Below are 19,913 nucleotides of genomic sequence, written 5' to 3'. Positions count from 1 at the left end.
CCGCAGGCGCCTGGCCTGCGGGTTCTTTCGCGTTCTGGCCAAGTCCGGACGTCCTGAAGGGCACCTTTGAGACCTCTAAGGTCTCAAAGGTGCCCTTCAGGACAGCCTGCGCAGCCCGCGTAAGTGACTCGGGTCGGGCCACCCGTGTCGCAGGTCCCTGCAGTCTGGCGATCTCGGGTGATCAGACGGACGACACGCGGCGGCCCGGCCGGTCCGGACCGAAGGCTCAGTCCGTGCCGGGCTCCGAAGCGTCCGAGTCCGACGCGCCCGCCACGGCCTGCGAGAGGCCACTGGACGCGGCGTCTGCTTCGAGGTGGGCGGCGATCAGGTCCAGCAGCTTGTCGGTGTCGACGGGTTTGGTCACGTAGTCGTCCGCACCCGAAGCGAGCGTCCGCGCCTTGTCCTCCGCGGTCGCCTTCGCCGTGACGGCGATCACGGGCAGGTCTTCGTGCGCGGCCTCGGCGCGGATGGCGGTGATGGTGGCGTTGCCGTCCAGTTCGGGCATCATCACGTCCATCAGGACGAGCGCGGTGTCCTCGTGCCGTTCCAGGGCCCGGATGCCGGCGACGCCGGTCTCGGCGTAGATGACCTCCAGGCCGTTGCGTTCCAGCACGGCGGCCAGCGCGAAGACGTTCCGGAGGTCGTCGTCGACGATCAGGATCTTCTCGCCGTGGAACCGCAGCGACGGGCTCACGGGGATCACCTGCGGCACCGCCATGATCAGCGGGACACCACTCGCCTGCGTGGTCGGGACGACCAGGTTCGAGGCGCTCACCGGCAGGTACAGGGTGAACGTGCTGCCCTTGCCGGGCTCGCTGCGGACGCGCAGTTCGCCGCCGAGCAGTTCCGTCAGCTGCTGGCTGATCGACAGGCCCAGCCCGGTGCCGCCGTATTTACGGCTGGTGGTGCCGTCGGCCTGGCGGAACGCGTCGAAGATGATCGCGAGTTTGTCCGGGGCGATGCCGATCCCGGTGTCTTCGACGGCGAACGCGAGGACGCCGGGGGCCTGGCGGAGCGAGTCGGCTTCGACCTCGCCCGGGTCGGCCATCCGGATGTGCAGGCGCACGCCGCCCTCGTCGGTGAACTTCGCCGCGTTGGACAGCAGGTTCCGCAGCACCTGCTGCAACCGGTGTTCGTCGGTGTGGATCGACGACGGCACCGGCGGGTCGATCAGGACGGCGAACTCCAGGCCCTTGTCCGAAGTGAGCGGACGGCAGATCGATTCGACGTACTCGACCAGTTCGGGCAGCGTGACGTCGGACATCTGCAGATCGAGATGTCCGGCCTCGACCTTGGCCATGTCGAGGATGTCGTTGATCAACTGCTGCAGGTCGCTGCCCGCCGAGTAGATCGTCCGCGCGAACTGGATCTGTTTCTCCGACAGGTTCCCGTCCGGGTTCTCCGAAAGCAGTTTCGCGAGGATCAGCGCGCTGTTGAGCGGGGTCCGCAGTTCGTGCGACATGTTCGCCATGAACTCGGACTTGTACTGCGACGCCATGGTCAGCTGCCCGGCACGCTCTTCGAGTTCCTGCCGTGCCTGCTCGATCTCGCTGTTCTTGACCTCGATATCGCGGTTCTGCTGAGCCAGCAGTGCCGCCTTCTCCGCGAGATCCGTGTTGGACCGGCGCAGTTCCCGTTGCTGTGCCTGCAACTGCTCCGACCGGGCGCGCAGTTCCTGTGCCAGGCGCTGGGATTCGGTCAGCAGCGCCTCGGTGCGCGAGTTCGACTGGATGGTGCTGACGTTGACCGCGATGGTCTCCTTCAGCTGCTCCAGCAGGTCGATGTGGACGGTGCTGAACGCGTTGATCGTCGCCAGTTCCAGCACGCCCAGTACCTCGCCCTGGAACAGCACCGGCAGCACGATCACGTTGACCGGCGCGGCCGAACCCAGCCCCGACGAGATGAGCGCGTACTCCGGTGGGGCCTCGTGGACCAGTATCGTGCGGCGGTCGACGGCGGCCTGTCCGATGAGCGACTCGCCGGGGGAGAACCGCAGGCCCGTCTGGGATTTCGCCAGCCCGTAGGTGGCGATGCTCTCCAGGACCACCTCTTCCTGCTCGTCTTCGCGGGCGAGGAAGAACGCGCCCTGCTGCGCGGACACCAGCGGGGTCAGCTCGGACAGGATCAGCGACGCCACCGATGCGAGATCGCGGTGTCCCTGCATGAGCGCGGACAGCCTGGCCAGGTTGGTCTTGAGCCAGTCCTGTTCGCGGTTCGCCCGGGTGGTCTCCTTCAGGTTCGCGATCATCTGGTTGATGTTGTCCTTGAGTTCGGCCACCTCCCCGGACGCGTCGACGGTGATGTGCCGGGTCAGGTCGCCGGCGGTCACCGCGGTGGCCACCTGCGCGATCGCCCGCACCTGGGTGGTCAGGTTCCCGGCCAGCTGGTTCACGCTTTCGGTCAGCCGCGACCACGTGCCCGCGACCCCGGGCACCTCCGCCTGGCCGCCGAGCGTGCCGTCCGTGCCGACTTCGCGGGCGACGCGGGTGACTTCGGAGGCGAAGGCCGACAGCTGGTCGACCATCGTGTTGATGGTGGTCTTGAGTTCGAGGATTTCGCCGCGCGCGTCGATGTCGATCTTCTTCGACAGATCGCCCTGCGCCACCGCGGTGGTCACCGTCGCGATGCTGCGGACCTGGCCGGTCAGGTTGTCGGCCATGACGTTCACGTTGTCCGTCAACGCCTTCCACGTGCCCGCCACGTTCGGCACGCGGGCCTGGCCGCCGAGGATGCCCTCGGTACCCACCTCGCGGGCGACCCGGGTGACCTCGTCGGCGAACGCGCGCAGCGTCTCGACCATGCTGTTGATCGTTTCGGCGAGGACCGCGACTTCGCCCTGCGCGTCGATCGAGATCTTCTTCGACAGGTCGCCGTTCGCCACCGCCGTCGTCACCGTCGCGATGCTCCGCACCTGGTCGGTGAGGTTGGTGGCCATGACGTTGACGTTGTCGGTGAGGTCCTTCCAGGTCCCGGCGACGCCGCGCACCTGCGCCTGCCCGCCGAGCTTGCCTTCGGTGCCGACCTCGCGGGACACCCGCGTGACTTCGTCGGCGAAGGCCGAGAGCTGGTCGACCATGATGTTGACGGTGTTCTTGAGCTCCAGGATCTCGCCGCGCGCGTCGACGATGATCTTCTGCGTCAGGTCGCCCTTCGCGACGGCGGTGGTGACCTGGGCGATGTTGCGGACCTGGTCGGTCAGGTTCTTCGCCATGAAGTTGACGTTGTCGGTGAGGTCCTTCCACGTCCCGGCCACGCCGGGCACCTGCGCCTGGCCGCCGAGCCGCCCGTCGCTGCCGACCTCGCGGGCGACGCGGGTGACCTCGTCCGCGAACGCGGACAGCTGATCCACCATGGTGTTCAGCGTGTTCTTGAGTTCGAGGATCTCGCCCTTGGCGTCGACGGCGATCTTCTGCGACAGGTCGCCCTTCGCCACCGCCGTCGCCACCTGGGCGATGTTCCGGACCTGCGCGGTGAGGTTGTTCGCCATGAAGTTGACCGACCCGGTGAGGTCGCGCCAGGTCCCGGCGACCCCGGGCACCTGCGCCTGCCCGCCGAGCTGACCTTCCGTGCCGACCTCGCGCGCCACCCGGGTGACCTCGTCGGCGAACGACGAGAGCTGGTCGACCATCGTGTTGACGGTCGTCTTCAGTTCGAGGATCTCGCCACGCGCGTCGACGGTGATCTTCTGCGTCAGGTCGCCCTTCGCCACCGCCGTGGTGACCTGGGCGATGTTGCGGACCTGGTCGGTCAGGTTGTCCGCCATCTGGTTGACCGAGTCGGTGAGCCCGCGCCACGTGCCCGCCACGCCCGGCACGGTCGCCTGACCGCCGAGACGGCCTTCGCTGCCGACCTCGCGCGCCACCCGCGTGACCTCGTCCGCGAACGACGACAGCTGGTCGACCATGGTGTTCAGCGTGTTCTTGAGTTCGAGGATCTCGCCCTTGGCGTCGACGTTGATCTTCTGCGAGAGGTCGCCCTGCGCCACCGCGGTGGCCACCTGGGCGATGTTGCGGACCTGGTCGGTCAGGTTGTCCGCCATCAGGTTCACCGAGTCGGTGAGGTCGCGCCACGTGCCCGCCGCGCCGGGGACCTGCGCCTGGCCGCCGAGGCGGCCTTCGCTGCCCACCTCGCGCGACACCCGGGTCACTTCGTCGGCGAACGACGACAGCTGGTCGACCATGATGTTGACGGTGTTCTTGAGCTCCAGGATCTCGCCGCGCGCGTCGACGTTGATCTTCTGGGTCAGGTCGCCCCGCGCCACCGCGGTGGTGACCTGGGCGATGTTGCGGACCTGGTCGGTCAGGTTGCTCGCCATCACGTTGACGTTGTCGGTGAGATCACGCCAGGTGCCCGCCACCCCGGGGACCTCGGCCTGTCCGCCGAGCCGTCCTTCGGTGGCGATCTCGCGGGCCACTCTGGTGACCTCGGTCGCGAACCGCGAAAGCTGCTTGATCAGGCCGTTGACCGTCTTCGCGACCTCGGCGAACTGGCCCTGCAGCGGCCGCCCGCCGACTTCCAGCGGCATCGGCTCGGACAGATCGCCCTCCGCGACCGCGCCGAGGACACGGTTGAGCTCCGCCGTGGGCCTGCTCACGTCCTCGATCAGTCCGTTGACGACGTCGACCGCGGTCGCCCAGCCGCCGGGACCGATCTCGGCCGCGACGCGCTCGGTCAGCCTGCCTTCCTTGCCGACCGCCTCGCGGACGCGCAGGAGCTCGGTCACCAGTCGCTGGTTGCGTTCGGCGATGTCGTTGAAGGCGCCCGCGAGCTGGGCCGCGAGCCCGTCTCCGTGCGCCACGAGCCGCCGCCGGAAGTTGCCGTCCCCGAGGTCACGAGCCGCCGCGAGCAGGCGTTCCAGGGTCGCTTCGTCCACCTGGCCGCCACCACCTTCGACGGGGAGCCGGTCCCTTTGGGAGTGCTGTGTCATCTGTGTCGACCCTCTCCACCACGCATGCCAAGCCATGGTCGTCGCATCAGCGTGCCATGATTCGACCTACACTTCGAGCCAGTCCGCCCGCTCACACTGCGCTACCCGCAAGGCAGGAGGAGGTCCGGGAATGGTGTCACGGCCCGCCCCGGCCTCGACGTCGCTCCCCTCGGAGTCGTCGACCACGACGAGCGAGGGTGCGCTGCCCGAATCCGGCAGGTTCTGGCGCGAGCTGCTCGAAGACGTCCGTGACGCGGTGCTCGTGCAGGACGTCGGCGGCGCGCTGCGCTGGTCGAATCCCGCCGCCCGTGACCTGTTCGGCGGCGGCCGCCCGGTGCTGACCGCGGAAGGCCCCGACGTCGGGCATGTCGAACACACCGGCCGCCGGTTCCCCGCGCGGATCCGGACGCTGCCCGGCGGCTGGCACGCGTGGACGGTGACCTCCGCGGTCGCGGCCGACGGCCCGCGGGTGGACGGCTTCCTCGCCGCTTCGGCGCCCAGGCTCGCCTCCGCACGCGGACGGCACGGGACGGCGAAGGTGATCGCCGAGGTCGCCGCGGCCGAACTCGCCGACTGCGTGTTCGTCCTGCTGCCGACCACACGCGGCCGCTGGGAGTGGTGGAGCTGCGACCATCGCACCAACCACGGCCACGGCCGGATCCGCCGCGTCCCGGCCCAGCTGGCGCCGGTGCTCGCCGGCACTTTCGCCTCCACCGAGGAGCCCGAGGCCAAGGCGGTCCCGGAGGAGGAGGTCGCGACGCTGCCCGCGGTCGTCGCGGAGCGGCTCGCCGTCCATCCGTCGGTGACCGTGGTCTCACTCGGATTCGACGGCGGTGCCGGGGTCACCGGCGCGGTCGTGCTCGGCAGGCGTGGGGCGGCCGCGTTCGGCGAGGACCACCCGCGCGCGGTGACCGAGTTCGCCCGCGCGGCAGGTACGGCGCTGGCCAACGCGCATCGCTACGCCCGCCAGGAAGAGGCCACACGCGGTCTGGAGACCACGTTGCGCCCGACACCGCCGCCGGACGTGCACGGCGTCAAGTTCGACGTCTGGTACGAGCCGTCCGGCGGGCTGCTCGACGTCGGCGGCGACTTCTACGACGTCCTGCCGAGGGATGACGGCAGCGCGATGTTCGTCCTCGGCGACGTCTGCGGAAAAGGTGCCGAAGCGGCGGCGCTCACCGGCCGGGTCCGGCAGACCCTCGCCGCGCTCGACCTCGTCGAACACGACAACACGACGTTGCTGAGCCTGCTCAACTCCCTGCTCATCACCGGCGGCAGCGGGCGGTTCGCCACCCTGGTGCTCGGTTCGGTGCTGGCGGGCGAAGACGGACTCGGCGTCACCTTGGCCTCCGGCGGGCATCCCGCGCCGTTGGTGGTGCGCCGCCGCGGCGGGGTCGAGGAGATCACCCTGCCCGGCACCCTGGTCGGCATCTCCCCGCAGGCCCGGTTCGCCGAGACGGCCATCCGGCTTGGCGAGGGCGACGTCTGCCTGCTCTACACCGACGGGATCACCGAAGCGCGGCACCACGAGCGGCCGTCGGACCTGTTCGGGGACGAACGGCTGCGTGAACTGCTGGTCGGCTGCCGGGGGCTGTCCGGCCGCGAGGTGGTCGCCCGGATCCGGTCCGCGGTGCGGGAATGGCTCGGCAGCGGGGCACACGACGACATCGCCGTCCTCGCCATCGAGGCGTCACGACCCGTTCAGTAGCCGCACCACCGCCCGCTCGACGATCTGCCGCGCCCCGTCCGGATCCGCCACCTTCCCGGCCCGCCGCATCGCCCGTTCGACGGTCCGATCCCGCCGGTACGCCTCGATCACCCGTGGGTCCACATAGGACCGTCGCGCCACGGCGGGCGTGTTGCCGAGCCCTTCGGCGACTTCGGTCATCACGGCCTTCTCGACCCGCTTCAACCCCCGTTCACTGGACGGTTTTTCCGTGTCCGCGAAGGCCGAAGCGGCCAGGACGGTGGCGTTCCAGGTGCGCAGATCCTTGGCGGTGAAGCCGTCGCCGACGATCTCCCGGAGCCGGTCGTTGATGTCGTCGGCCTTCACCTCGTGCCAGCCGTCGCCGTTGCGATAAGCGAGCAGGCGCACGTCGCCGCTCCGCACCCGCCGGAGGGAGCGGATCAGCCGCACCAGTGCCTCGTCCCGGAGCCGGACTTTCCGCTGGATGCCGTGCTTCGCGGGGTAATCGCAGACGAGACATTCTTCGCGGAGTTCGACGTGTTCGCACAGCAACGTCGCCACCCCGTGCGTGCCGTGCTCGTCGGCGTAGCTTTCACTGCCGGTCCGGAAGACGCCTAAATCGATCATGCGCAGGGCGCCGGCGAGCACCCGCTCCCGTTTCAGGCCGCGTGCGTCGAGATCTTCTCGAACCGTTTCGCGCAGCTTGGGCAGATTCCGTGCCAGCGCGAGGACGCGTTCGTGCTTCTCCTCGTCCCTGGCCCGCCGCCATTCCGGGTGGTAGAGGTATTGCTTCCGCCCGGCGTCGTCCACCCCGACGGCCTGGATGTGGGTGTTCTCGTCCGGGGAGATCCACACGCGCCGCCAGGCGGGCGGAATCGCCAGCGCGTCGATCCGCTCGATCGTGTGCCGGTCCTTCAGCGGCTCGCCGTCCGGGGTCAGATAGCCGAAGCCACGACCTCTGCGCCGCCTCCGGATTCCGGGGGACCCCAGGTCCGCTCGCCGAAGTCGCATGCGGGCAGATACCCGCCGCGGCGGGAGTTCATGCCCATGGTTCGCCCGGCCCGGTCCGGGGTAGTCGGAAAGCGACCACGACACAGGAGGGAAAACCCGATGGCGACATCGCTGAACGGACGACGCGTGGCCATCCTCGCCGCCGACGGCGTGGAACAGGTCGAACTGGTCGAACCGCGCAAGGCGGTCACCGACGCCGGGGCGACGGCCGAGGTCGTCTCGCTGGAACCCGGCGAGATCCAGGCCATGAACGGCGACATCGACAAGGCGGACAAATTCACCGTCGACCGGGTCGTCAAGGACGTCACGGTCGACGACTTCGACGCGCTCGTACTGCCCGGCGGCACGATGAATCCGGACAATCTGCGCACGGACGAGAACGCGGTCCGTTTCGTCCGCGACTTCGTGAACAGCGGCAAACCGGTCGGGGTGATCTGCCACGGCCCGTGGACGCTGGTCGAGGCCGACGTCGTCCGCGGCCGCACGCTCACCTCGTACCCCAGCGTGCGCACCGACATCCGCAACGCCGGCGGCACCGTCGTCGACCAGGAGGTCGTCGTCGACAACGGCCTGATCTCCAGCCGGAATCCCGGCGACCTGCCCGCGTTCTGCTCCGCGATCGTGACCGCCTTCGCGGGGTAAACGAGTGGCGCGCGTCACAAGGATGGGGGATCGTGGTGGCAGGACGAAGGAGGTGCCGCGATGACCGTGCATGCCCGACGCTACGGCCGGTGGTGCCGTGAGCATTTCGACACCGAGCCGGAGCAGGACTCGAAACAGCCCGCGGAGGCCGCCGCCCCGGACGTCCCCGATGCCCAGGCCGAGCAGGCCCAGGCCGGTGACGCCGCCGAGCCGGGTTCGCTCAACTAGAGCGTCCGCCGGTACCAGACCCGTTTCGGCCCGGGGAGGCCGATCCGTGAGACCAGGTCGGTCACCACGCCGCCGATGATCAGCCACAGCAGCGCGGCGAGACCGTCGTTGAACAGGGTGCGCAGTTTGAGGCCGTCCGGGGTGAACAGGTTGCGGAGCCCGAGCGAGACGCCGCGCGACCATTGGTCGATCAGCTGCGCGAACCCGTTCCCCGGATTGGCCTCACCGAACACGAGCAGGATGTGCACGATCAGCACCAGCGCGAAGATCCAGCACACCGCGTGGACGACGGCGTTGATGATCCGCACGGCGCGGATCCTGGCCGGCGTCTGTTCGACGATCTCTTCCTGCGGCTCTCGCGGGTCGTTGATGTAGCTCATCGCCGTCTCCCATCCACTGTGGACACCCCGGCCGGGCGGTCGCTCAGCCGGGTGGCCCTGGCCTGCTCTTGGTCGGAGGGTTGGGTCTCGTTTTGCTCGGCTTGGCCGAGGTTTCCGGCCGGTCGCTGGAAGCGGCCGTCCTTTTCGGCGTCGAGGTGGCACCGGTGCTTTCGGTGGTGGCCGGTGGATTCGCGGAGACCGGGACGGCCTCGGTCACCACGACCGTGCCCTGGGGTGCTTCCACGCCGCCGGTGGGCACCTCGACGGCCTCCGAGGATCGCCATCCTTGGCCTGCCGCCGGAGCGGACGAGCCCGTCGCCGCCGGGGGAACCATTTCGCCGGGCCGCGCCGGCGGATTCGCCCCGGTCTGGTTGGCCGCCAGCAGGACACCGATGGTGATCGCGGCGGCGGGCGCGCTGATCGCGGCGACCACGGCCGCCCGCTTGCGGGTGGCGGGCGCGAGATGGATGACCTTCGTGCCGGTGGAGTCCTCCAGCAGGATCCGCGAGATCGCCGCGGCGGTCGGGCGCTGCGACGGCTTCCGCGCGGTCATCCCGCGCAGCAGCGTCGTCATGGTCGCCGACAGCCCGTCGGGGATCCGGGGCGGCCGGTGCAGGCGTCCGACCGCGGCCTCGACCGGCGTCCCGGTGTACTCCCGTTCCCCGGACAGGCATTCGAGCAGGACCAGGCCGAGGGAGTAGATGTCGGCCGGCGGGCCGATGTTCTCACCGCGGACCTGTTCGGGCGCCATGTACGCCGCCGTGCCGACGACACCGCCGGTCTCGGTCACCCTGGTCGCGTCGAAGGCGTGCGCGACCCCGAAATCGCCGATGAGCGGGCCGTCGTCGGCCATCAGGATGTTCGCCGGCTTCAGGTCGCGGTGGGTGATGCCGTGCGCGTGGACGTGCGCGAGCGCATCGGTCAGCCGGGCGGCCAGTTCGACGACCGCGTCCTGGGAGAGCGGGCCCGAGCGCAGGCGCTGGGCCAGATTCGGCCCGTCGACCAGCCGCATCGTCAGATAGGTGTAGCCGTCGTCGGAGCCCGCGTCGTAGAGCGGGACGAGCCCGGGATGGCGGACCGCGCTGAGGGTCTCGATCTCCTGCTCCCGGCGGCGCTCGTCCCGGAGCATCGTGTCGGCGTGGAACAGTTTCAGCGCGACTTCGCGCCCTTCGCGCAGGTCGTAGGCTCGGAAAACGCGCGAGGTCGCGCCGCGGCCGAGCAGTTCGCCGACTTCGTAGCGGCCGGCGAGCCTGGGCGGCAGATGGTCCGGGTCGTTGACGTTCAGGCTGAACCGGCGCTGAGTGGTCCCGGCGTCAGGCTCCCCGGGCTCCTCGACCTCACCGTCAGCGCGCGGACCCGCGTCGTCCATCGGTGCTACCTCCGTCTCACCGGCCGAACGCCGTATACCCGGTTCGGCGCCGGGCGAAACAAGGGTCGACAGCGTACCCGAGATGATCTGCGGGTTCACCCCGAACGGCGGGCAACCCCGGCGGGGGCCGGACGTCTCGTGGACATGAAGCCGAACCGGTGGGCCGCGCTCGCCGCCACCGCACTGACCGCCCTGGCCGTCTTCACTCCGCCCGCCGCCGCCGATTCGGCTGTGCCCAAGGGTTTCGCTCCCGCTTCGACGAGTTGGACCGGGCCGCTGCGTGGCTTCGTCCTCGGCTTCTTCCCTTGCGGCAGACCGGGATGGTGCGCGTCCCTGCTGTCGACCGCCGACGGCGGGAAGCGGTGGCGGCGCGTCGGCGAACCGCCGATCTCGTTGCCGGACAACCACAATCAGGTGAAGCTCACGGTGGTCGACGAACGCCACGTCTTCCTCTCCGACGGCACCCGGCTGCTCGCCAGCCACGACGGCGGCGGCAAGTGGTCCGAGGTCCGGCTCGCCGGTGTCCGGGGACCCTTCTATATTTCGAAGATCACCGAAGCAGGGCCTCGGATGTTCGCGATGGTCACCGGTTTCGGGAGCCCGTCGACGACGACGCTGTACGCGGGGATCTCCGGAACGCGGCTCCTCCAGCCCGTCCCGGGGTTCACCGTCACCGGCTCGTCCACCTATGGGGACATCGCCACCAGCGGCGGGATCCAGGTGTCGATGGGAGCGGACTACCGCGTCCAGAAGTACTGGACGTCGTCGGACGGCCTGAGCTTCGCACCCGCGCCGCCGCCCTGCCCAGCGGACAGCGCGGCTTCACTGAGCGGGGTCCGGCAGGGGCACGTGCTGGCGTTGTGCAGCGGGGGACCGGGGACACCGCAGCCGGGGGCGACCGTCCGGCGGCTGTGGCGCGCGCCGAAGCTCGGCGGCCACTTCACCGGAACGGCGCAGGCGCCCACTCTCGGGATCAATCAGAGCTTCAGCGCGGCGTCGCCCACGTCGGCGACCGTCGCGGCGGAAGGCGGCGGCACCGGATTCCTGCACAGCACCGCCGACGGCGGGGCGACCTGGACGACGACGGAGCTCAGCGGCCGCGGCGTCTGCCTCAACGACCTGGACTTCCCCGATGAACGGGTGGGCGTGGTCGTGGACGGCCTGCCCGACGCCGACGGCGGATCGGCCGTGTACCGCACCACCGACGGCGGTGGCACGTGGCGTGAGCTCGCCTTCGGGTGATCGTCGCAGGTGGGCAAGGCCCTTGGGGAGGTTCACGGGGATGCACGCCATGTCGTAATCTGTGTACGGTCCGTCGATGTCGAGGGAGCCGTGGGCACGTTCACGTGGCCCGTGCGCGGCTGAAGGGTGGAACGTGTCCATGACTTCGGACGAGGTCCGGTCTGTGCCGAGGCGCCCGCTTCCCCTCGACTACAGCAAGCCCAACCTCGCCCGGATGAAGGACGCCCTTCTCGGCGGGCACGACCACTACGAGGTCGACAGGCGGGCGGTCGACGACCTGCTCACCCTCGCCCCCGACGCCGCCGCGATGGCCAAGGAGTTCCGCTCCTGGGCGAACCGGGTGGTCCGGTTCCTCGCCGGCGCCCGCGGCATCGACCAGTTCCTCGACCTCGGCTCCGGCCTGCCGACCGCGGAGAACACCCATCAGGCGGCGCAGCGGTACAACCCCGACGCGCTGGTCGTCTACGTCGACCACGACCCGGTCGTCCAGGCACACGGGCTGGCGCTGCTGGAAGACCACCTCGTCCACGTCAGCGGCGCGGATCTGACCGATCCCGAGCAGACCCTCGCCGATCCGGTGGTCGCCGAGCACATCGAACTCGACCGCCCGGTCGCGGTGATCCTGAACTCGGTGCTGCACCACATCGAAGACTTCGGCAAGGCGCAGGCCGTCGTCCGCGCCTACGTCGACGCGATCGCACCGGGGTCCTACGTACTGATCACCCACGACTTCACCCCCGGCGAGGGCGCGCGCGGCGCGCTCGCGCGGAAACTCGACGACCTCATGGGCAGCACCGGGCACCGCACGGTGCACCGGAACCGCGAGGAGATCGAGGCCCTGTTCGACGGGCTGGAGATCCTCGAGCCCGGGCTGGTCCACCTGCACGAATGGTGGCCGGAAGGCCCGCGCCTCGCGCCGCTGACCGAGCTGAACCACCTGAGCCTCGGCGGCGTGGGGTTCAAGCTCTAGGTTGCGGCGGGACTCGTAAGGGGCGATTCGGGTGCCCGCGGCCTTGCCTTGTGTCCATAAAGGACAGTCGCGGACGAGTTCTCCTGGTAGTGAGGGCCTCCTTGCCTACTCTGACGGTAGTGAAGGAGGCTTTCGCTACCGTCGGATGTGGTCCCTGGTGACAGTGGGACGGGTGTGACTCGCGTGCCTGGATGCGAGAACCCTCATTACCACTCACGACCCGCCCGGCCTCAGGCCTTCAGCGAGCTGAAGAACGCCTTCAGTTCGTCGTGGGCCGTGCCGAAGTCCTCGGTGTTGCCGGTGATCGCGAGTTCCAGCGTTTCGCCGTCGGAGAGCTCCATCGTCAGGTACACGGTGAGTTTCCGGCGGGGGAAACCGCCCGCGACGATGTCCGCGAACGGGATCCGCCGCGCGCCCGGTTCGGCGCGCAGATCGTCGAGGCCGCGCTCCCGCAGCTTCCGGATCCGTTTGCGGTCCGACACCCCGCGCGCCCCGATCAGGCCGGCGAGTCCGCGGCGGACCAGCACCGAGCGCGCCATCGGTAGCAAGATCACTTCGGTGTCGCAGACGATCAGGTCGTAGAGCCTCCGCTTGGCCTTCAGCACGGTGAACAGCCCGAGCATCCGGGCTTCGGCGGGATCGGGCTCGGGTTGGGGCTCTTGCTTGCAGAAGTACGCGGCGGGCACGTTCAGCAGTTGCAGGTTGTGGACCAGTTCGTCGACCGCGCGCGGGCTTCGCACCGCCGGGGCGACCAGCTCGGCGACGTCGAACGGCTCGCCGTCGCCGAGGCACAGTTCCCAGCCGCCGCCCCAGTTCAGGCGGTGCGCGGCGACGCCGTTGTCGATCATCGCGGCGGTGACGGTGTCGGCGAACAGCTCGGTCAGCAGTTCGAGGCCCTCTTCGCGGGACGGGGCCCGCAGGGGCCTGGCGAGCGCCTCGGCGTCACCGTCGCGCAGGACCCGCACGACCTCGCCGATCGTGCCGCGCGGAGCCAGCCTGCTTTCGAGCCCGGCCGAGGTCAGCAGCCTCGCGCCCTCCGCCACCGACGCCCGGCCCGCGCGTTTGACGACCTCGTCCCAGTCCGCGCGCGGCCCGACGTCGCGGATCAGCACGTCCAGCTCCGCCTCGGGCACGTCGACCTTCGGCGCCCCCAGCAGCGACCAGCCAGGCCGCGCGTCCGGCTTCACCGGGTTGTCCGGCACACCGGCGAGCGCGGCGATCCGGCGCTTCGTGGGCGGATGACTGTCGTACTTCGACAGCTCCTCGCCGTCGATGATGTCTTCGGCGTACTCGGCCACCCAGTCTCGCTGGACGGGGTGATTGAGGTACGACCGGAACCCCAGCAGCACCGGGGGAGTGCGCCGCGCCGTCGCGCCGAGTGAGAGGTAGCGCTCGGCGTAGTCCTTCCAGAGCGGGCTCAGCGTCGCGACCTTCCGCAGCGCCGCGGCCGCCGTCCGGCTGCCCGCCGCGAGCACCGACGCCTCGTCGGCCTGCAGTTCCTGCCGCCGGTTCGCCGACCGGGCGACCAGCAGGTACAGCTTCGAGTAGGCGGAGAGCAGGGCCCTCGCGGGGCCGCCGTCCAGCCTGTCGACGGTGAAGGCGAGCGTCTGGGTGCCCCGGTAGGTCAGCGCGAGCAAACGGGTGTGGCCGCCGCTGTAGTGCCCGAGCTCGTGCGCCAGCACCGAACGCAGCTCGCTCACGCTCATCGCGGCCAGCAACGGCAGCCCGATCAGCATCGTGCGGCGCCCCGGCCGCAGACCGAGGAACCGGGCGTCCTCGCTGACCGCCGCGTTGATCTCGCCGATCAGGACGATCTCGTCCGGCGGCCGCGTCTTCACCTGGGCGGCGAGGTCGTCGATCATCTCCCACAACGCGGGATGGGCGTCACGGTCGAGTCGCGGCCCCTCGATCGGGGGACGCCGCGCCCGCAACGCGCTCACCAGCCCGAAGCCCAGCGCGATCATGACCGCGAGCCCGGCGAACATGACGTACATGCCGATCTTGCCCTGGATCCGCAGGCCCGCCAGCACACTGGCGACACCCACCGCGACGACCACCACTGGGAACGCCACGAGCAGAAGTGTCGCGAGGACGGCGCGTCCTCGGGCCTGCATCGTCCGGTTACCTCTTTTCGCACAAGTGCCGTCTGTGCGGCCGAATAGTAACCGGCTACACAGCGGGCTCGTGCCGGAACAAAGAGCTACGCCCACGACCTGCGAACACGCAATCAGTCACCTACTTGCGCTCACTGGGCGCGCGAGGCCGCAAGTAGGTGACCAATTGCGGGAGGGGGCTAGGCGACGTTGAAGGTGTCGGGGTCCGGACCGGTCCGCTCGCCGCGGTCCAGCACGGCCAGCGACGCGATGTCCTCCTCCGACAGCGTGAACCCGAAGACGTCGAGGTTCTCCTTGATCCGAGACGGTGTCACGGACTTCGGGATCACGACGTTGCCGAGCTGCAGATGCCACCGCAGCACGACCTGTGCCGGGGTGCGGCCGTGCTTCGAAGCGAGCGCCTTGATCGCGTCCTCGCCGAGCAGGTCGCCGCCCTTGGCCAGCGGGCTCCACGCTTCGGTCGCGATGCCGTGCTTCGCGTCGTACTCGCGCACCTCGACCTGCTGCAGGTACGGGTGCACCTCGACCTGGTTGACCGCCGGGGTCACGGAACCGGCGTCGAGAAGCCGTTCGAGGTGCGCGGGCTGGAAGTTGGACACGCCGATCGCGCGCACCCGGCCGTCGGCGTAGAGCTTCTCGAAGGCCTTCCACGTGTCCCGGTAGAGATCGCGCTCCGGCGTCGGCCAGTGGATGAGATACAGATCCAGTTTCTCCAGGCCGAGTTTGGCCATGCTGGCGTCGAACGCCTTCAGAGTGGCGTCGTAGCCCTGTTCGCTGTTCCACAGCTTGGTGGTGATGAACAGTTCGTCACGGGCGATCCCGGACTCGGCGAGCGCCTTGCCGACGCCCGCTTCGTTGCCGTAGATGGCGGCGGTGTCGATGCTGCGGTAGCCCGCGTCCAGCGCGGCCTTGACGGCGGCGGTGGTCTCCTCGTCCGGCACCTGGAAGACGCCGAACCCGAGCTGCGGCATCTCCACCCCGTTGGTGAGCTTGACGGTGGGAATGTCGGTCACTTGCGTTCCTTTCGTGGGTACTCGCGGGTCAGGCGGCGGGGGCCAGTTCGGCGCGACGAGCCTTTCGCCGCCCGCTGTCGAGCATGCCGGAGATGACCGCGACCAGCAGTCCGGCGAGTGCGAGCCCGGCGCCGATCCAGTTGGGCGCGGTGTAGCCGAGACCCGCGTCGATGGCCTTGCCGCCGAGCCACGCGCCCGCGGCGTTGCCGAGGTTGAACGCGGCGATGTTGGCGGCCGAAGCCATCGCGGGCGCGCCTTCGGCCTTGTTCATGACGCGGGCCTGCAGCGGCGCGACGGTCGCGAAACCGGCGGCGCCGAAGACCGCGATGGTGATCGCGGCGGGGAGCTGGGCGTGCGCGGTGAAGACGAACACGACCAGCACGGCCGCGAGCACGGCGAGGATGACGTACAGGCTGGGCATCAGCGCCCGGTCGGCCGCCTTGCCGCCGACCAGGTTGCCCGCGAACAGCCCGGCGCCGAACAGCACCAGCAGCCAGGTCACCGCGCCGGGGGAGAAGCCGGCGACCTCGGTCATCATCGGGGCGATGTAGGTGAAGGACGCGAACACCCCGGCGAAGCCGAGTGCCGTCATCGCCAGCGCGAGCCACACCTGCGGACGCCGGAACACGGCCAGTTCGCTGCGCAGTCCCGCGCTCTTCGTCGTCGGCTGGACCGGAACCAGTGCGAGGATCCCGATCAGGCCGATCACCCCGAGCGCGCTGACCGCCCAGAACGTCGAGCGCCAGCCCAGTGCCTGACCGAGCGCGGTACCGGCGGGGACGCCGAGGACGTTGGCGACGGTGAGCCCGGTGAACATCATCGCGATGGCGCCGGCCTGCTTGTTCGGCGCGACCAGCGAGGCCGCGACGACCGCGCCGACGCCGAAGAACGCGCCGTGCGAGAGCGCGGCGACCACGCGGCCGGTCATCAGCAGGCCGTAGGTGGGGGCCAGCGCGGAAACGACGTTGCCGGCGATGAACAGGACCATGAGGCCGACGAGGACCGTCTTGCGCGGCACCCGCGACGCGAGCGCGGTGAGTACCGGGGCGCCGACCACGACGCCGAGCGCGTATCCGGAGATCAGCAGCCCGGCGGAGGGGATCGAGACACCGAAGTCGGCCGCGACCTCGGGCAACAGGCCCATGATCACGAACTCGGTGGTGCCGATCCCGAAGGCGCTGATCGCCAATGCGAGCAGAGCGGCAGGCATGGGGTTCTCACTTCTTCCCGTAGAGTGGGGTTACTGGCGTGAGCAACTACGAGCGTCCGAAATAGTTGCATGCGCCGTATATTGCACACGCTTGATGATGCAGGACGCAACGAAGCTCGGGCAACCGGGGAAGAGGTGAACCGTGTCACTGGCCGACGACGCCGTGGAGGCGCGTGCGCAGGGCTGGCGGACCCTGGCCGCACTGCACGCGCGGATCGAGGACGCGCTCGAGCGCGCGCTGGCGCGGAAGCACGAGCTGTCCGTCACCGAGTACACGGTGCTGGACGTGCTCGCCCGCCAGGACGGGTTCCACCTGCGGATGAACCAGCTGTCGAACGCCGTCGTGCTCAGCCAGTCGGCGACGACCCGGCTGGTGTCGCGGCTGGAGGACCGGGGACTGCTGCAGCGGTACCTGTGCCCGGACGACCGGCGGGGGATCTACACCGAGGTCACCCCGTCCGGGCAGGAACTGCTCGCGGCCGCGCGGCCGACGCACGACACCGTCCTCACCGAGGCACTCGCCGCCGCCGAGGAACTCCCCGAACTCGCGCCCTTGGTCGCCGCGCTCGGAAAGCTCACCTTCGCCCGCTCCTGACGTCCCGCAATTCGGCACCTGCTTGCGGTGGTTGGCATAGCGAACCACCGCAAGCAGGTGCCGAATCGCGGTACTGGCTGGCAAGGTGAGGGCGTGGAAGATCTTCTGTTGCGCCGGGTCCGGGTCGGCTTGGCGGGTTCCCTGTCGGACGTGCTGATCAAGGACGGCCGGATCGCGGCCATCGCGGGACCCGGTCAGGCGGGTGAGGCGTCGGAGATCCTGGACGGGCACGGCGGCACGCTGCTGCCCGGCCTCGTCGACGCGCATGTGCACACCGCGCAGTGGTCGGCCGCGCGCCGCCGGATCCCGCTCGGGGAGGCGACGTCGGCCGCGCACACGGTCGAGCTCGTGCTCGCCCATCTGCTGGCGAATCCCGTGCCGCCCGGTGATCTCGTCCTCGGCGCCGGGTTCCGCGACGGTCTTTGGTCCGACGCCCCGCACAAGGACCTGCTGCAGAAGGCGCTGCCCGGGCATCCGGTCGCCCTGTTCAGCGCCGACCTCCACACGCTGTGGCTCAGCCCTGCCGCGCTGAAGCTCATCGGCCGCGAGCATCCGACCGGCGTGCTGCTGGAGAACGACTGCATGAGCGCGACGGCCGAACTCCCGGTCGCCCCCGACGACGCCATCGACGGCTGGGTCGCCGACGCGCTCGACGCGGCGGCCGCCCGCGGTGTCACCAAGATCGTCGACTACGAGTACGCCGACACCGTCACCGACTGGCGGCGACGGCTGGCGCGGAAACCCCTGCCGGTCCGGATCTCCTGCGTGATCGCGAAGTACCTGCTCGACACCGCCGTCGAACGCGGCCACCGCACCGGTGACGTCCTCGAAGACACCGGCGGCCTGCTCACGGTCGGCCCGTACAAGCTCTTCGTCGACGGTTCGCTGAACACCCGCACCGCGTACTGCGTGGGCCACTACGCCGGAACGGAGTCCCACGGGCTGCTCGAACTGCCGCCCGAGGAGCTGGAACCGTTGATGCGCAAGGCTTCCGAACACGGTCTTTCCCCCGCGGTGCACGCGATCGGCGATCACGCCAACAAGATCGCGCTCGACGCCTTCGCCGGCGTCGGGTGCTCAGGCCGCATCGAACACGCGCAGCTGCTGTGTGCCGAGGACGTCGCGCGCTTCGCCGAACTGGGTGTCGTGGCGAGCGTCCAGCCCGCCCATCAGCCGGACGACCGCGACGTCGCCGACCGGCACTGGCACGGCTGGACCGATCGGGCCTTCCCTTACGGCGCTTTGCATCGCGCCGGGGTGCGGCTGGAGTTCGGCTCCGACGCGCCGGTCGCGCCGCTGGACCCGTGGGACGCGATCGCGTCGGCGGTCAGCCGCACCGACGACGATCGGCCGCCGTGGCATCCCGAGCAGGCCATGCCGCTGGAGGCCGCGCTCGCGGCGTCGTCCGGCGGCCGGACCGGAGTGGCCGTCGGAGACGTCGCGGACCTGGTCGTCACCGCGGTGGACCCGTCGCGGCTGTCCCCGGCCGGGCTGCGCGACACCCCCGTCACGGCCACCGTCATGAACGGCCGGGTCACCTACGCGGCTTGAGCCTTTCCTTGCCAGTGCGCAACGCCTTAATGGAAGGGCATGGATCATCGCCTGCTCGACCGGCTCCGGGACCTCCACGGCTCCCTGAGCACCGACATCACCTTCGTCACCCGGATGGTGGAGGACGACGTGCCGCGCGCCGACGTTCTCCGCGATCTCGGGGAACGGCTCACCGACCTCGGCGGCGCGCTGCTCCGCCGCTCGGACGACGTCAACGCCGACGTGCTGGCGAAGCTGCCGGACGACGGCTGGCTGCCCGGAACGGGTGAACATCACCAGTCGCTGAGCGTGGCCCACAACGTCGGCGGACGGCCGCTGCGCTGCGGGCGGATCTATCTCGCCCTCTGCGGAGCGCCGTGCTTTCCCTTCTACGGCAGGGACCCCTCCGGCCGCACCGCACGGCACGAGCGGTGCCCTGCCTGCCGGGACCGCCTGTTCCGGTGACGGCGGCTGCGGACGGCCGCCACGTGGGGCAGGGTGAGGTGATCGCGGAGGGAGCGCCCATGAACACCGAGAAGCTGTTCCGGATCGCCATCACCCTGAAGGGGCTCGACGGCGCGTTGCAGCTGGTGGGCGGGCTCGTCCTGATGCTCGTGCCGGCGTCGGCCGTCTCCGGTTTCGCGCACGCCGTGGTCACCCGCGACCTGCTCGGCGACCCCGAAGGGACGCTGGCCCGGCACCTCGAACTCGCGGCCGGCCACTTCGTCGAAGGCCGGACGTTCGCCGTCGTGTACCTCGTCGTGCACGGACTGATCAAACTCGGCCTGGTCTGGGCGCTGGCGAAGAAGGTGATGCGGGCGTACCCCGTCGCCGCCGTCGTGCTCTCGGCGTTCGTGGTCTACGAGATCTTCCGCGCGATCCACACGCACTCGCTGGCGCTGCCGTTCTTCGCCGCCCTCGACGTCGTGATCGTCGTGCTGGTGCTGCGCGAATACCGGCAGCTGAAACGGGATCGCGTCGCGGCCTGACCGCCC

Annotated in this window: 16 protein-coding genes; 9 read left to right on the top strand and 7 right to left on the bottom strand. The window is 70.0% G+C overall.

Annotated features, from left to right (window positions below; translation table 11 throughout):
- Window positions 1–226: 226 nt before the first annotated feature.
- Window positions 227–4,927: a HAMP domain-containing protein gene (locus ACLJO0_RS35105; RefSeq protein ID WP_410583382.1), complete on the bottom strand. Its 4,701-nt coding sequence runs from the start codon at window positions 4,925–4,927 to the stop codon at window positions 227–229.
- A 130-nt stretch (window positions 4,928–5,057) separates the two neighbouring features.
- Between ACLJO0_RS35105 and ACLJO0_RS35100 the strand changes: the two genes are divergently transcribed.
- Window positions 5,058–6,635 (top strand): SpoIIE family protein phosphatase, encoded by a 1,578-nt coding sequence (locus tag ACLJO0_RS35100; RefSeq protein WP_410583380.1) that lies wholly within the window; start codon window positions 5,058–5,060, stop codon window positions 6,633–6,635.
- On the opposite strand, the gene ACLJO0_RS35095 is transcribed toward ACLJO0_RS35100, so the two are convergent.
- Window positions 6,618–7,625: a DNA topoisomerase IB gene (locus ACLJO0_RS35095; RefSeq protein ID WP_410583379.1), complete on the bottom strand. Its 1,008-nt coding sequence runs from the start codon at window positions 7,623–7,625 to the stop codon at window positions 6,618–6,620. The two genes, ACLJO0_RS35100 and ACLJO0_RS35095, sit on opposite strands and share 18 nt — an antisense overlap.
- Before the next feature lie 99 nt (window positions 7,626–7,724).
- Here ACLJO0_RS35095 and ACLJO0_RS35090 point away from each other — a divergent pair, with 99 nt between their 5' ends.
- Both ACLJO0_RS35090 and ACLJO0_RS35085 read left to right on the top strand, forming a co-directional pair.
- Window positions 7,725–8,267 carry a type 1 glutamine amidotransferase domain-containing protein gene (locus tag ACLJO0_RS35090; RefSeq protein ID WP_410583377.1) on the top strand — a complete coding sequence of 181 codons (543 nt, stop codon included), beginning with the start codon at window positions 7,725–7,727 and terminating at the stop codon, window positions 8,265–8,267.
- A gap of 60 nt (window positions 8,268–8,327) precedes the next feature.
- A complete protein-coding gene (locus tag ACLJO0_RS35085; protein ID WP_410583376.1) occupies window positions 8,328–8,495 on the top strand; it encodes a hypothetical protein in 168 nt (55 codons plus the stop codon).
- On the opposite strand, the gene ACLJO0_RS35080 is transcribed toward ACLJO0_RS35085, so the two are convergent.
- Both ACLJO0_RS35080 and ACLJO0_RS35075 read right to left on the bottom strand, forming a co-directional pair.
- Window positions 8,492–8,875, bottom strand: a complete 384-nt coding sequence (locus ACLJO0_RS35080; protein WP_410583374.1) for a hypothetical protein — start codon at window positions 8,873–8,875, stop codon at window positions 8,492–8,494. The two genes, ACLJO0_RS35085 and ACLJO0_RS35080, sit on opposite strands and share 4 nt — an antisense overlap.
- A gap of 43 nt (window positions 8,876–8,918) precedes the next feature.
- Complete coding sequence (locus ACLJO0_RS35075; RefSeq protein WP_410583372.1) at window positions 8,919–10,244, bottom strand: protein kinase domain-containing protein; 1,326 nt, start codon at window positions 10,242–10,244, stop codon at window positions 8,919–8,921.
- A gap of 144 nt (window positions 10,245–10,388) precedes the next feature.
- Here ACLJO0_RS35075 and ACLJO0_RS35070 point away from each other — a divergent pair, with 144 nt between their 5' ends.
- Both ACLJO0_RS35070 and ACLJO0_RS35065 read left to right on the top strand, forming a co-directional pair.
- Window positions 10,389–11,486, top strand: a complete 1,098-nt coding sequence (locus ACLJO0_RS35070) for a WD40/YVTN/BNR-like repeat-containing protein (protein ID WP_410583371.1) — start codon at window positions 10,389–10,391, stop codon at window positions 11,484–11,486.
- 139 nt (window positions 11,487–11,625) lie between these two features.
- Window positions 11,626–12,456 (top strand): SAM-dependent methyltransferase, encoded by an 831-nt coding sequence (locus ACLJO0_RS35065; RefSeq protein ID WP_410583369.1) that lies wholly within the window; start codon window positions 11,626–11,628, stop codon window positions 12,454–12,456.
- A gap of 230 nt (window positions 12,457–12,686) precedes the next feature.
- Here the strand turns inward: ACLJO0_RS35065 and ACLJO0_RS35060 are convergent, their stop codons facing one another.
- The 3 genes from ACLJO0_RS35060 to ACLJO0_RS35050 form a co-directional block, all read right to left on the bottom strand.
- Window positions 12,687–14,528 (bottom strand): M48 family metalloprotease, encoded by a 1,842-nt coding sequence (locus ACLJO0_RS35060; RefSeq protein WP_410583368.1) that lies wholly within the window; start codon window positions 14,526–14,528, stop codon window positions 12,687–12,689.
- 221 nt (window positions 14,529–14,749) lie between these two features.
- A complete protein-coding gene (locus ACLJO0_RS35055) occupies window positions 14,750–15,583 on the bottom strand; it encodes an aldo/keto reductase (protein WP_410583366.1) in 834 nt (277 codons plus the stop codon).
- Between the two features lie 28 nt (window positions 15,584–15,611).
- On the bottom strand, window positions 15,612–16,793 hold the full coding sequence (locus tag ACLJO0_RS35050) for an MFS transporter (RefSeq protein WP_410583364.1): 1,182 nt from the start codon (window positions 16,791–16,793) through the stop codon (window positions 15,612–15,614).
- A 142-nt stretch (window positions 16,794–16,935) separates the two neighbouring features.
- On the opposite strand from ACLJO0_RS35050, the gene ACLJO0_RS35045 reads away from it, so the two are divergent.
- The 4 genes from ACLJO0_RS35045 to ACLJO0_RS35030 all read left to right on the top strand — a co-directional run bounded on the left by ACLJO0_RS35045 (window position 16,936) and on the right by ACLJO0_RS35030 (window position 19,907).
- Window positions 16,936–17,388 carry a MarR family winged helix-turn-helix transcriptional regulator gene (locus tag ACLJO0_RS35045; RefSeq protein ID WP_410583362.1) on the top strand — a complete coding sequence of 151 codons (453 nt, stop codon included), beginning with the start codon at window positions 16,936–16,938 and terminating at the stop codon, window positions 17,386–17,388.
- Window positions 17,389–17,481: 93 nt separating this feature from the next.
- A complete protein-coding gene (locus ACLJO0_RS35040) occupies window positions 17,482–18,939 on the top strand; it encodes an amidohydrolase (RefSeq protein WP_410583360.1) in 1,458 nt (485 codons plus the stop codon).
- 39 nt (window positions 18,940–18,978) lie between these two features.
- A complete protein-coding gene (locus tag ACLJO0_RS35035; protein WP_410583358.1) occupies window positions 18,979–19,383 on the top strand; it encodes a hypothetical protein in 405 nt (134 codons plus the stop codon).
- Window positions 19,384–19,442: 59 nt separating this feature from the next.
- Window positions 19,443–19,907: a DUF2127 domain-containing protein gene (locus ACLJO0_RS35030; RefSeq protein ID WP_410583356.1), complete on the top strand. Its 465-nt coding sequence runs from the start codon at window positions 19,443–19,445 to the stop codon at window positions 19,905–19,907.
- Window positions 19,908–19,913 lie beyond the last annotated feature (6 nt).

Origin of the sequence: Amycolatopsis sp. lyj-108 (assembly GCF_046549005.1) — a bacterium.
Taxonomy (GTDB): domain Bacteria; phylum Actinomycetota; class Actinomycetes; order Mycobacteriales; family Pseudonocardiaceae; genus Amycolatopsis.
The sequence above is the reverse complement of the archived record's forward strand: the minus strand, read 5'-3'. Positions and strand labels throughout refer to the sequence as shown.